The sequence below is a fragment of the Paenimyroides baculatum genome, assembly GCF_008629655.1.
In the GTDB taxonomy this organism is placed as follows: domain Bacteria; phylum Bacteroidota; class Bacteroidia; order Flavobacteriales; family Flavobacteriaceae; genus Flavobacterium; species Flavobacterium baculatum.
Genome location: NZ_VWSG01000001.1, coordinates 356468 through 368868, shown reverse-complemented (window position 1 = coordinate 368868; position 12401 = coordinate 356468). Strand labels below are relative to the sequence as shown.

At 33.7% G+C, this 12401-nt stretch carries 14 protein-coding genes; 6 read left to right on the top strand and 8 right to left on the bottom strand.

The window, feature by feature from the left end; genetic code table 11:
- Positions 1 to 35 precede the first annotated feature (35 nt).
- The 3 genes from F0460_RS01860 (at position 36) to F0460_RS01850 (ending at position 2244) form a co-directional block, all read left to right on the top strand.
- Entirely contained in the window at positions 36 to 680 is a 645-nt protein-coding gene (locus F0460_RS01860) for a DUF47 domain-containing protein (protein ID WP_150009690.1), read from the top strand.
- Positions 681 to 701: 21 nt separating this feature from the next.
- On the top strand, positions 702 to 1811 hold the full coding sequence (locus F0460_RS01855; RefSeq protein ID WP_150009688.1) for an inorganic phosphate transporter: 1110 nt from the start codon (positions 702 to 704) through the stop codon (positions 1809 to 1811).
- Positions 1812 to 1875: 64 nt separating this feature from the next.
- Entirely contained in the window at positions 1876 to 2244 is a 369-nt protein-coding gene (locus F0460_RS01850) for a hypothetical protein (RefSeq protein WP_150009686.1), read from the top strand.
- 2 nt (positions 2245 to 2246) lie between these two features.
- Here F0460_RS01850 and F0460_RS01845 read toward each other — a convergent pair whose 3' ends face one another.
- Entirely contained in the window at positions 2247 to 3485 is a 1239-nt protein-coding gene (locus tag F0460_RS01845; RefSeq protein ID WP_150009684.1) for an ABC transporter permease, read from the bottom strand.
- Between the two features lie 4 nt (positions 3486 to 3489).
- Between F0460_RS01845 and F0460_RS01840 the strand changes: the two genes are divergently transcribed.
- Complete coding sequence (locus F0460_RS01840; protein WP_150009682.1) at positions 3490 to 4779, top strand: exo-beta-N-acetylmuramidase NamZ family protein; 1290 nt, start codon at positions 3490 to 3492, stop codon at positions 4777 to 4779.
- 79 nt (positions 4780 to 4858) lie between these two features.
- Positions 4859 to 5074 carry a hypothetical protein gene (locus F0460_RS01835; protein ID WP_150009680.1) on the top strand — a complete coding sequence of 72 codons (216 nt, stop codon included), beginning with the start codon at positions 4859 to 4861 and terminating at the stop codon, positions 5072 to 5074.
- A gap of 16 nt (positions 5075 to 5090) precedes the next feature.
- Here the strand turns inward: F0460_RS01835 and F0460_RS01830 are convergent, their stop codons facing one another.
- Positions 5091 to 5585, bottom strand: a complete 495-nt coding sequence (locus tag F0460_RS01830; RefSeq protein WP_150009678.1) for a YkgJ family cysteine cluster protein — start codon at positions 5583 to 5585, stop codon at positions 5091 to 5093.
- Positions 5586 to 5622: 37 nt separating this feature from the next.
- On the opposite strand from F0460_RS01830, the gene F0460_RS01825 reads away from it, so the two are divergent.
- Complete coding sequence (locus F0460_RS01825) at positions 5623 to 6333, top strand: class I SAM-dependent methyltransferase (protein WP_150009676.1); 711 nt, start codon at positions 5623 to 5625, stop codon at positions 6331 to 6333.
- Between the two features lie 25 nt (positions 6334 to 6358).
- Here F0460_RS01825 and F0460_RS01820 read toward each other — a convergent pair whose 3' ends face one another.
- The 6 genes from F0460_RS01820 to F0460_RS01790 form a co-directional block, all read right to left on the bottom strand.
- A complete protein-coding gene (locus F0460_RS01820) occupies positions 6359 to 6754 on the bottom strand; it encodes a DUF2059 domain-containing protein (protein WP_150009674.1) in 396 nt (131 codons plus the stop codon).
- 28 nt (positions 6755 to 6782) lie between these two features.
- The gene (locus tag F0460_RS01815) at positions 6783 to 7400 is read right to left on the bottom strand and encodes a 7-carboxy-7-deazaguanine synthase QueE (protein WP_150009672.1); all 618 of its coding nucleotides are present in this window, start codon (positions 7398 to 7400) and stop codon (positions 6783 to 6785) included.
- 86 nt (positions 7401 to 7486) lie between these two features.
- A complete protein-coding gene (locus F0460_RS01810; RefSeq protein ID WP_150009670.1) occupies positions 7487 to 9145 on the bottom strand; it encodes a tetratricopeptide repeat protein in 1659 nt (552 codons plus the stop codon).
- A gap of 28 nt (positions 9146 to 9173) precedes the next feature.
- A complete protein-coding gene (locus F0460_RS01805; protein WP_150009668.1) occupies positions 9174 to 10064 on the bottom strand; it encodes a PstS family phosphate ABC transporter substrate-binding protein in 891 nt (296 codons plus the stop codon).
- A 179-nt stretch (positions 10065 to 10243) separates the two neighbouring features.
- Complete coding sequence (locus F0460_RS01800; RefSeq protein ID WP_150009666.1) at positions 10244 to 11134, bottom strand: energy transducer TonB; 891 nt, start codon at positions 11132 to 11134, stop codon at positions 10244 to 10246.
- A 376-nt stretch (positions 11135 to 11510) separates the two neighbouring features.
- Positions 11511 to 12380, bottom strand: a complete 870-nt coding sequence (locus F0460_RS01790; RefSeq protein ID WP_150009662.1) for an energy transducer TonB — start codon at positions 12378 to 12380, stop codon at positions 11511 to 11513.
- Positions 12381 to 12401 lie beyond the last annotated feature (21 nt).

The following is a 12401-nucleotide window of genomic DNA, read 5'->3' as shown; positions in this document are numbered from 1 at the left end:
TATTACTTTCGCAGTGCGAAAAAATTAATAAACACATGTCATTAAATTCAATTTTTCAATTTTTAGTTCCAAAGGATAAAACGTTTTACCCTTTATTTGAACAAGCTGCCGGTAAAATTAAATTATTATCGGAAACATTGCACGAAGCGGTAAACTTACCTGCTAACGACAGAGAAAAATTATTACGTGAAGTAGAAGTTTTAAAATCGGAAATAGAAGCGATTGCACAAACTACACGTGTAGAATTAGGAAGAAACTTTATTACCCCTTTTGATAGAGAAGATATAAACAACTTAATGACTGCGGTTGACGAAATTGCCGATCATTTAAGTGATGCTGCATCGCGTATGCGTTTATATCAAATAGACAGAGTTACCAAACCGTTGCGCAAACTTACCGAAGCTAATTTGGAAGCTTGTACGCAGGTTGCACAAAGTTTATTAGATTTAAAGGATATGAAAAATCTTAAAGCAATTGCAGAGGGCTGTAAAGTTATTTTACGTTTAGAACGTAAGGCTGATAAAGTTTTTGATAAAGCAGTTGCCGATATCTTTGAAAACGAAACAAACATTATAGAAATTATCAAGTATAAAGAAGTAATGGATGCTTTAGAAACGGCTACCGACAGTTGTCGTCGTGTAGCAAACGTACTTGAAACAATTACGGTTAAATACGCATAATTTTTTAGAAGATAAAGTTTTATGGAACTATTTGACTTATTTGCAAACCTTGATGTTAGCGGTGCCTGGCTATTACTTGTAATTATAGTTTTAGCGTTGGGATTTGACTACATTAACGGTTTTCACGATGCTGCAAACTCTATTGCTACCATTGTAACAACACGCGTTTTAACTCCGTTTCAGGCGGTTTTATGGGCTGCTGCTTTTAACTTTGCCGCTTACTTTATATCGTTATATATTATTGGCGAATTTAAAATTGGTAACACCATAGCCAAATCGGTGAACGAACAATTTATTACACTTGAAGTTATTTTTGCCGGATTAATTGCTGCTATTCTTTGGAATTTGGCAACATGGAAACTGGGAATACCATCATCATCATCACATACCTTAATTGGTGGTTTTATGGGTGCTGCTATTGCTCACGCCGGTGGTTTGAATATTAATGGAGAAGATGTAATTGTTTACGCAAAGGTTGTACCGATCTTTTTGTTTATTTTCGGAGCTCCTTTACTGGGAATGATCTTGGCATATTTTATAACTGTTGGTATTATGTGGATTTGCCGCAAAGCACAGCCACACCGTGCAGAACAATGGTTTAAAAGATTGCAGTTAGTATCTTCTGCTTTGTTCAGTTTGGGTCACGGTGGTAACGATGCCCAAAAAGTAATGGGTATTATTGGTGCTGCTGTTATTAGTTTTCACATGGGATTGCCTGATAATTTAAACCCATATTTAGCAATTGAAAACGCTGATCGTTTCAGTTATTTTGTTGACCATTGGGGTTGGGTTCCTTTAGCATCGTTTCTTTTTATAGGTTTAGGAACCATGAGCGGTGGTTGGAAGATCGTTAAAACAATGGGATCTAAAATTACAAAGGTAACTCCGTTAGAAGGTGTTGCTGCAGAAACAGCCGGTGCCGTTGCTTTATATGTTACAGAACACATGGGAATACCGGTTTCTACAACACACACCATTACAGGATCTATTATTGGTGTTGGTATTACCAAACGTATATCGGCAGTTCGCTGGGGTGTAACCATCTCGCTATTATGGGCATGGATTTTAACTATACCAGTATCTGCATTAGTCGCAATGGGTGTTTACCACTTGGTGCACTTGTTTATTTAAGATTGATATCATTACAAAATAAGAAAAGTCGCTCTAGTAGCGACTTTTTTGTTATTTTTAATTTATGAAACAAGCTGTTAGATATATTTATTGGGTTTTAGTTATGATTTATTTTATTTCCGTTGTAATATTCTTCTTTAAGATGGATATTAGCAACTATATAATGGATTACGACCCAATCATGGCAGATATTAAAGGTCTTACTTATGAAGAGTATAAAAATTCCATTAAAGCACAAGAATTAGTACCGAAAATTTATATGTGGTGTATGTACTATTCTTTTGCAATGACTCTAATTACATTTATAGCACTTTACTGTAAAATAGATGATTCAAGTAAAACTTTAAAAAGAATATTTTTCATTAGTCTATTTTGGACTATATTTTTATTCATTGTAGACAGTATTCATTTCATTCCGACACGCGGTCTTTAAGTCTACTGAAACTTAATCGATTTTACCGGAGAAATTTTGGTTATAAGAATTGATGGTATCAGCATAATTAAATAGCTTAAAACAACTAAAGCTACATTTATTAAAATGATATAAACCGGCGAAATATAGACAGGCGCTACTTTTACGTAATATTGTGTTGGATCTAATGTAATAATTCCGAAATACCTTTGTATCAATAACAAGCCCAAACCTATTGCGTTACCGATTAATAATCCGATTAAAACGATATACGTTGCATTGTAAACAAAAATCTTACGGATGCTCCAATTACTTGCGCCTAATGCTTTTAAAATACCGATCATCTGGGTTCTTTCTAAAATAAGCACCAATAAAGCAACAATCATATTGATAACGGCAACTAAAATCATTAACCCGACAATGATGTAAATATTTAAATCGAATACCTTTAGCCAGTCAAAAATATTATAGTATTTGGTTGTTATTGGCTCGCTGTTCAACGTTGATGGAATATGGCTATACACTTTATCTGCAATGGAATCGATCTTTGTAAAATCGTTCACAAAAAGTTCAAATCCGCCAACTTCGTCTTTTTCCCACTTGTTTAAACGCTGAATATGCTTTAAATCGCCAATTACAAAAGTTTCATCGAACTGCGGAAAACCCGAATCGTAAATTCCCGAAATGGTAAAAGCGCGCACGTTTGGCAAACCTTCACCATCGTTCTTTAAAAAATAAGTATCCAGCTTATCGCCTACTTTCAGTTCTAAACGGTTGGCTAAATAGCCCGAAACAATCACTTCATTGGTCATTCCTTCCGCTTTATATTCCGGCAATTTTCCTTCAACTAAATAATCTTGTAAATAATTCCACTGATAATTTTTATCGACCCCTTTAAAAACAATTCCTTCAAACGATTTATCGGTTCTAACAACTCCGGCTTTTGTAGCAAACGGATGCACCGCAGTAACTTCGGGCACTTCGGTAAACTTCGGATAGAAATTCTGCTGGGTAGAAATAGGCTCTAAAGTAACTTCGGACTGGTTGTTATCAAAATTAGATATCACCACATGCCCGTTGAACGATGTAATTTTATCGCGTATTTTTTTCTGCAAACCCAAGCCTGTTGCAATAGAAACCAGCATCATAACAACGCTGATAGCAACCGCAGCAATAGCGATTTTTATAATTGGCGCAGAAACACTATTTTTATACTTTTTAGAAGTTGCTAAACGTTTAGCTATAAAATAAGATAAATTCAAACCTATGAAATCTATAATTCACTCCAAAAATACATTTTTATTTTTCTTTGTAACAGTATTTACAGGGTTAAGTTTTGTTTGTAATGCGCAAAGTAAGTCGAAAGCAGAAAGTCAAAAGTCAATCGCTTTTGAAAAATATCTCAAAACTGGAGCAGATCAACCGGAGATTTATCTTTCGTTATTAAAAGATAAAAAAGTAGGAGTTTTAACGAATCAGACTGGGATTGTTAATTTTGATCTAAAGTATGAAGATGAAGGAATTCATCCACATGATTTGAAAACAGCCACAATAAATTATAAACAAATGCATTTGATTGATTTTCTATATTATAACAAAATCAACCTTAAAAAAATCTATGCACCCGAACATGGTTTTCGTGGAACTGCCGATGCCGGTGAACTGATTAAAGACGGAAAAGATACCAAGACCGGTTTGCCAATTATTTCTTTGTACGGAAACAACAAAAAGCCGACAAAAGAACAGCTTGCCGAGATTGATGTAATGATTTTTGATTTGCAAGATGTAGGCGCGCGATTTTACACCTATATTTCGTCGTTACATTATTTAATGGAAGCTTGTGCCGAAAATAATATTCCTGTGATTGTTTTGGATCGACCAAATCCGAAAGGTGCAACGATTGACGGACCTGTTTTAGATATGAAAAACAAAAGTTTTGTAGGCATGCACCCAATTCCTGTTTTACATGGAATGACCATTGGCGAATATGCCCAAATGATTAACGGCGAAAAATGGTTGAAGAATGGAGCTCAGGCAAAATTGACAATTATTCCCGTTAAAAATTATAATAAAAGCATGCGGTATTCATTGCCTGTAAAACCATCGCCAAATTTACCAAACGATACATCAATAAACCTCTACACCAGCTTGTGTTTTTTTGAAGGAACCAATGTAAGTATGGGTCGCGGAACCGAAAAGCAGTTTCAAATTTACGGATCGCCCTCTTTAAAGAATATGGGTTTTACCTTTACACCAAAACCGAATGAAGGTGCAAAAGATCCGGTGCACAATGGTGTAAAATGTTTTGGCGAAGATTTATCGACTCATAAAACAATCGACGGTTTATCGTTAGAATGGCTTTTAAAAGCATATAAAAACACAGAGAACAAAGAAAAATTCTTTAATACCTTTTTTATCAAGCTTGCCGGAACCGATCAACTGCAAAAGCAAATTGAAAAAGGTTTAACCGAAAAAGAGATCAGATCAACCTGGAAAGCCGGTATTGAAGATTTTAAAGAAACACGTAAAAAGTACTTACTTTACACCGATTTTTAACTTCAATTTATCATTACAAACCTTACAAATCACAAGTTTTTTATTATATTTGATTAAAAGTTAAAAAAAGTAATTTGTTATGAATACAACAAACGCTATAATTTCTATCATTGATCGTTTTCAATCTCTTTATGAGTGGTTTCTTCGTATTTTAGGTCGTGTGGTTGACTTATTTGAACGATTTAAAGAGTTTATTTTAAATTTGGTTGAATACGTTATAAATAATTTTGATACTGAAGAAGACGCAAGCAATTTCTTAAAGAACTATTTAGACAACGAACATAGTTTCATATAAAACTTAAATGCCTTTTTTATAAAGGCATTTTCTTTTTCATTTCTTCAACAACTGCAAACGCAGCCGGACAAATTTCAACATTTTTTAGGGTAAGATTACTTATCTGCTGAAACTTTTTTCTATCGGTATGCGGAAATTCTCTGCAGGCTTTCGGGCGAACATCATAAATCATACAGTAATTTTCGTGATCTAAAAACGTACACGGCACACTTTGCAGCACATAATCGTTATCCTCATCAATTCGTAAATATTGGCTTATAAACTGTTGTGGCTTTTGGCGCAAATGCTTTGCAACACGCTCAATATCTGCCAAAGTAAATAAAGGTCCGGTAGTTTTACAGCAATTTGCACACTTTAAACAATCGGTCTTTTTAAAAACATCGTCATGAATAAGCTGCATTTTGTAATCTAAATCTTTAGGTGTTTTTTTCTTTAGCTTATCGAAATACTTCTTGTTTTCTGTATGCTTATCTTTTGCTAACTTTGGCAATTGTTTTAAATACTGTTCCATTGCAATTTTAAAATGCAAAATTACAAATAATCAAACTATGTTTAAAGATCTTTTTGGCAAAGCAATGCTGGATTATGTACAAAATAATCAGCCCGAAAATTTAATTACCGAAACAAACATCAGCGAAGCCGATGAAATGGACGTTTCTTATTTTTTTCGATCGTTTAAAGATATGCCTAAATTAGAGCAAAAGGCATTAAAACTTGCAAAAGGAAACATTCTGGATGTTGGTTGTGGTGCAGGAAGTCATGCATTGTATTTACAGGAAAAAGGATTGAATGTTTTGGCAATTGATATATCTGCAAATGCTGTTGAAACCTGTAAAATTCGCGGTGTTGAAAAAACTATGCAGATTGATATTTTACAAGTTGATGATTCGGAAAAATTCAATACGATTCTGCTTTTGATGAATGGTACCGGAATTTTTGGTAGATTGAAAAACATTGATCAATACCTATCGAAATTAAAGACTTTACTGACAGATAACGGACAGATTTTAATTGATAGTTCAGACATTATTTATATGTTCGACGAAGACGATGATGGTGGAAAATGGATTCCTATCTATGGCGATTACTATGGCGAACTAACATTCAATGTCTCATACAAGGGTGATAAAGAAGAACCTTTTAATTGGCTTTATTTAGATTTTAATACACTTCAAAATGCCTGTATAGCTCAAAATTTAAAATGTGAGTTGGTTTTAGAAGGATCTAATTTTGATTATCTGGCTAGAATTACAAAATAAAAAAGAGAAGCAGTTGCTTCTCTTTTTACATCATATATTTCATTATAATACCTTGTATTTCGCTTTTAAAATCTTCAGATTTATTGCTTAAAACCGTAGCATAATTTTGCTTGATCATCATGAATTTTTTTGCCAATGGTGTCTGATAAAATTCAATCAAGTTTTCAACTTCGCTTTGTGATAAGTTTTGCGAATAATAAGCAATTAAACTCTTTTTTTGTTTCGCAATTAAAGGCTCCATATCCTTTTTAAAACTTTCACGATTGTTCACAGAAAGTTGTTTTGAAATTTCATCGGTAATATTGTAGAATTCAGCTACTTCGCCCGATAATTCAACCAACTTCATTACATCAGCTTTATTCGCCTGTGCAAAGCTATTTGCTGCTGCAAATAAAAACACGAACAGTATTATTTTCTTCATAACTTTTTTAAGGTAAAATTAAAATATTTTAAGGAATATCCAAATATTTATGAGTTTGTGTAGAAATCGCCCATTTAGGATTATTTTTTACATAATCAATAACCAATGGCAGCATTTCATCCTTCTTACCCCACTCTACCTGCAAATACAATTTAGCATTCTTGTTCACTCTGGCAGCCTGTTCTTCGGCAAATTTAAAATCGTGATGATTGTAAATAATGCATTTTAATTCATTGGCAGCATCGTAAACACTTTGTGTCGGCAATTTCTTTTTCTTTGGCGACAAACAGATCCAATCCCAAAAACCAGACAGTTCATAAGCTCCGGATGTTTCTATATTTGTTTGGATTCCCTTTTCTTTTAATTTTGAGGTAAGATGATCTAAATTCCACATTAAAGGCTCACCGCCAGTAATTACAACCAGTTTTCCGTTCTCTTCGGCTTGCGAAACAATATCGTTTACCAAAACTTTAGGATGCAGGTTTTCGTCCCAGCTTTCTTTAACATCGCACCAATGGCAACCAACATCGCATCCTGCCAAACGTATAAAATACGCAGCGTGACCGGTGTAAAAACCTTCTCCTTGAATGGTATAAAAAGCCTCCATTAAAGGTAACGATTCAACTATTGTTTCTGCTGTTGTCATTTTTTATTTTTTTTGCAAAGATACGATAGTTATCCCAAAAAGTTTTCATAAAAAAAAGAGCAACCGTTAAGTTGCTCTTCTGTTATTTATTTAGCGCTTTGTACTTGTTTTCTTGCGTATTCGTTACTAGAATCTAATCGTAGTACTTTTTGGAAAGAACTTGTTGCTTTAGCTTTGTTTGCAGTTTGGTTGTAATTACCAATCATGGTGTAAGCTTCAATTAACGCGTCTTTAAAAGCTGCATCGTTTGCAAATCCTTTTTGAGTTAACAAATCGATAAACCCTTCGTAATCTTTTTCCATTTTAGCTAAAGACGTAGGCGTATTCAAGTTTCTGTTAACACGCGCACTAATCAGGTAAGCTTCAAATGTAGGCGTCTTTTTCAAAGAGCTATCCAAGTTGTCTTTTGCTTTCTGTAACTGATCGTTAAACATAGGCTTATCGCTTGCCATGTAAAGTGCATTACCTTTGTAATACATATCGTACACGTAATAAGGCGATTTTTCATCTTTAGAAGCTAAATCGAAAACGAAATAAGCTTGTTCAAAATGTTCGTCTTTAAACAAATCCATTCCCAATTCGTGTAAAGCAACTCCCAATTTAGGATTTTCTTTAACCGCTTTAGCCATTTCATCGATTGATTTTTTGTAAACCGCTTCGTTAAAAGTTCCGTCTTCTTTACGTGACGCTTCTAATTCAGACAAGCCTTTGTATAAATAATCGATAGGCAATAATTGATCTTTCTTATCTTGAACATCAAAATACATGTTGATGTTTTCTTTAGCATCTAAAAATTTACCGTTTTGGAAATCGGCAATTGCACGGTAACGGTACATAAAGAAGTTATCTCCACGTGTGTACCATTTTGTTCTAACCAAATCTCCTAAAGCCTTGTAATCTTTATTTTTGATTAAGTATGCAGCCAATTCGTTATCAACATCCATACTTTCACCAATCATTCCATGGTATTTGAAATAGTTTTCTACACCAGGCTGTAAAAGTGCTTTATCGTCTTTAAAACGAGCATAATCAGCATGCGTTAATGCTAATTGCTTGTAAACATCAGCATAAGCCGGATCTTTAGAAACAATGGTATCATATACTTTAATTGCATCTTCAAATTCGTTACCAGCGCGTAAAACATCAGCCAGTTTCATTTTTGGTAAATGACTGTTTGGGAATCTTTTCGATGTTTCGTAATACACTCTGCGCGCATCAACAAACTGCTTTTCTGCAAAGTAAATATCTCCCCGAGCAATGTGTGGTTCCGGTTCTTCTAATTCTAGAAACAATGCTTTGTTTACAAACTCTAAAGCCAAATCGTAATCAGGTTTTGGAGCGAATGTATAAGCATTTGCAATATCCAAATAGATTTGATAATCTTTTGGACCCATATTTAAAGTTGCTGCATTAAATTTTGATTTTGCTTCTTTATCTTTCTGTGTAAGCAAACCTAATTTACCTAACCCAAGATTGTTGATATCAACATCTTTAACGGCTCTTAAACCTTGCTTGAAGTAGTAACTTGCCGAATCCTGGTTATTTTCGTTTAAATGAATTACCCCTAAACGATAAAAGTTTTTACCTTGGTTTGGTTGTGATCTAACAAGCTTGTATAATTCTTTTTTTGCAACATCGTAACGACCGTACTTAATTGCCGTATCAATATCATTAGCACCACTCTGTGCGTTTGCGCTAAAAATGAATGATAATAAAGCTAAACTTAGGGTAATTTTTTTATTCATAATTTACAATTATATTGAAAAACCTTGATTATTCTACTATGTTAATTTCTCGTTTTGGTAAAGTAACCGGCATTAAACCCGATTTTAAAACAATTCGCTGTCCTTTATCTGAAGCGGCAAAGCTAGCAAAACCTGTACCTAAACCTGTTTTTCCCTGAACGTCTATAATATTTATTGTTCTTATTAAAGGATAGGTATTATCTGCAATGGTACTTTGCGATGGTGCATAATAATTCTTTAGTGAATCGTTATAAACCAACATGGAGCGCAACTGCTTTATACCTTCTTTTATTTTTGCATCGGGTTGTAACATCCAGTTGATACCAACAACACCTACTGCATTTTTATTTTTATTGATGTATGATACAATTTCTTCAACCGTTTTTGCATAATAAACATTCTTGCTTAATTCGCTTACACCGGCATCTGTCTTAATTTTTTCGACGATGTTTGAATTAGCATCATGAAATACAAATACTTTTTCTGATTTTTTAGCTCCTTTAAAAACAGCTATTACATCGTTGTAATTAATTAAAGTATCTGTTGCGTTTTTCTGCGTTATAAACAACACTGCGTCTTTAGCAATCGGCGTTATTTTAGGTACAACGCGACCTTTGAAAGCTTCTAATTCTTTTGCCGAAAACGTCTTTGGCATTATTACCAAACGATTAGAATCTTTATAAACCGCATTTAAAATCTCGTTCTGCGAAAGCATTTTTAATTTTATATCGGCATCGTTGTAATAAGTTTTAAATACCTCGTTAATATCTTCAACTATAGGATAAACCGACGATTCTACGTACATTTCTGTTGTTCCTCTGTCGTATGCTTCTTTCACTTCAGCAGTTGATGCTGCTGGTTCTTTTTTACACGAAATTAGCAGGCTTAACCCTAACACAGACCAAATTATCTGCTTCATAATTTTAGATATTAATTGATTGCTAAATCTACTAATTTTTTTTTTAATAAACTTTACAAATTTTGCATTTTTAACAAACAAAAATTATTGATGCCTTAAATATGATTTTACCTTACGTTAAATTGCAAATAATATGTTTATAAAAAACGAGAAACCCGCTTTTAAATAGCGGGCTTCTTTTAGTTGTTTACTTTTACTTTAATTGGCAAGGTAAATTGAGATCTTACCGTTCTGCCGTTATGTTGTGCTGCTTTCCATTTAGGCATTGATTTTAAGACTCGAATTGCTTCGTTACCCAAACCGTGTTTATCTTCAACAATTTTTATGTCTGTAAACGATCCGTCTTTTTCAACAACAAACTTCAGTTTCACTACCATTTCTGTTGCGCTTCCACCAAGATCTTTTGCAGAAAATTTTCTGATGTACGATTCAAAGAATTTTTCAAAACCTTCGGTAGGTGCTGCTTTTTTTTGAACCAACTTAACTATTTCGTTACCTTTAATATTTTTCTCTCCATCATTTGAACCAGAACCCGTAGTATCATTACCCTTTTCTGTATTTTCAGTACCCGATTTGCTTCCATCAGTATTCAAAGTTCCCTTTTTATTAGCATTTAGATTTTCACTACTTGAATTAGTATGATCGTTAAACTCGCTTTGAGCTGTTAAATCATCTTTTTTTACTTTGTCATCTTCTGTTATGTTCACATTGGTTAACTTTTTGTTGTCCATAACATCCGTTTTCGTCGCGTTTGCTTTAGTTGCATCATCTTCTGTACCTTTCGCTTTTTCAACAATTGGTTCTACTTTTATTAAATCGGCTTCAATTATTGTAATAGGTTCTACAGGTTCTAACTCAGAAACAGGACAACTAATAATTACCTCTTTTGAATTAGAAGCATATAAATATGAACTTCCAAAAATCATACTTAAAGTTCCTATACCAATAGCCAAGGCCATAAAAGTTGTTTTAGCACTTTCTTGGCGTAGTTTGTAAGCTCCGTAAAGCTTATTGCGGTTTTCAAACACTATGTTTCCCCACTCTTTTCCAAATAAATTTAAACTGCTCATGATTAAAATGTTTTTAAGTTAAAGCGTAAAAATCAGACCATATAAAAATGTTTTAACTAAATATACAAAATATAAACACTCATTTACAGATTAACGTAAATATATTTTATTTAGTATCTGCTAAAAACAAAAAAAGACAAGAAATTAATCTTGTCTTATGTTTATTATTCTAAAAAATCTGAAAATACTGTACACTATAAGCAGTATACCAAAGAGCAGCCTGCGGTTGTACGATAATTCCAAAGGAATGGTTTTCCAAAAAATAAACATACATCCCAATACAAAATACAGTATCAGGAAAAGCAAGCCAATAAAGAACAAAAATCGCTGTAAAAGCGATTTTTGTTTAAAATTATTTATAAAGTTTTCTAACATATTAGTTATTTACTTTAATTGTAATTGGTAATGTAAAACTAGAACGTACAGTTTTACCGTTGTGTTGCGCAGGTTTCCATTGCGGCATTGCTTTTAACACACGCTTTGCCTCGTTACCCACACCTTGTTTGTCATCTAAAACCTGTAAATCTGTAAAAGATCCATCTTTTTCAACAACAAACTTTAAACGCACTTTAATTTCAGTAACGTTTCCGCCAACATCTGGTGCATTAAATTTACGCGCATAGTTTTGCATAAATTTAGCTAAACCTTCATTAGGCGCAGCTTTTTGCTGAACAAAACTGTGAACTTTATTTTCGTCATCAGATTTTTTATCTCCGGTTCCTGTACCTTTTGATCCTTTTTCAGCACCACCGGTTTGTTTACCATCAAATTTAGTATCACCGTCTTTATCACCCTCGCGATTTTCACGACCAGAAGTTTTTGTATCATCAAAATCTTTCTGAGTAGTTTTTTGCTCGTCTTTTACATCTTTATCTTTCTTAACTTCTGTTTCCAAGAATTTTACTTCTTCTTGTACAGATTTAGATGCATCTGCCTGCTCGACAACTGGTTCCGGCTCTGGTTCTTCAATTACTTCTGGTTCTGGTTCTGGTTCTGGTAAAGGCATTACAATTTCCGTTACCTCAACTTCTTTTTCATCTTTATCAGACGAGAATCTCTCACCAAATACAGATTTATAAGCTATTGATCCACCAAAAGCCAAACCAATACAAACAATCCCCAACAATAATGCTAGTAATGTTGTTTTAGGATTTTCCTGACGCAATTTGTAGGCACCGTAAGCTTTGTTACGACCTTCAAACACAACGTTTGTCCAATCCTTTCCAAATAAATTAATATTAGCCATAGTAGTTTATTTTTTATTTAT

Bases quoted from the DNA above. Each gene is read 5' to 3' on its own strand.
- F0460_RS01860 (WP_150009690.1), top strand. From the start codon at position 36: ATGTCATTAAATTCAATTTTTCAATTTTTAGTTCCAAAGGATAAAACG.
- F0460_RS01855 (WP_150009688.1), top strand. From the start codon at position 702: ATGGAACTATTTGACTTATTTGCAAACCTTGATGTTAGCGGTGCCTGG.
- F0460_RS01850 (WP_150009686.1), top strand. From the start codon at position 1,876: ATGAAACAAGCTGTTAGATATATTTATTGGGTTTTAGTTATGATTTAT.
- F0460_RS01840 (WP_150009682.1), top strand. From the start codon at position 3,490: ATGAAATCTATAATTCACTCCAAAAATACATTTTTATTTTTCTTTGTA.
- F0460_RS01835 (WP_150009680.1), top strand. From the start codon at position 4,859: ATGAATACAACAAACGCTATAATTTCTATCATTGATCGTTTTCAATCT.
- F0460_RS01830 (WP_150009678.1), bottom strand. From the start codon at position 5,585: ATGGAACAGTATTTAAAACAATTGCCAAAGTTAGCAAAAGATAAGCAT.
- F0460_RS01825 (WP_150009676.1), top strand. From the start codon at position 5,623: ATGTTTAAAGATCTTTTTGGCAAAGCAATGCTGGATTATGTACAAAAT.
- F0460_RS01820 (WP_150009674.1), bottom strand. From the start codon at position 6,754: ATGAAGAAAATAATACTGTTCGTGTTTTTATTTGCAGCAGCAAATAGC.
- F0460_RS01815 (WP_150009672.1), bottom strand. From the start codon at position 7,400: ATGACAACAGCAGAAACAATAGTTGAATCGTTACCTTTAATGGAGGCT.
- F0460_RS01810 (WP_150009670.1), bottom strand. From the start codon at position 9,145: ATGAATAAAAAAATTACCCTAAGTTTAGCTTTATTATCATTCATTTTT.
- F0460_RS01805 (WP_150009668.1), bottom strand. From the start codon at position 10,064: ATGAAGCAGATAATTTGGTCTGTGTTAGGGTTAAGCCTGCTAATTTCG.
- F0460_RS01800 (WP_150009666.1), bottom strand. From the start codon at position 11,134: ATGAGCAGTTTAAATTTATTTGGAAAAGAGTGGGGAAACATAGTGTTT.
- F0460_RS01790 (WP_150009662.1), bottom strand. From the start codon at position 12,380: ATGGCTAATATTAATTTATTTGGAAAGGATTGGACAAACGTTGTGTTT.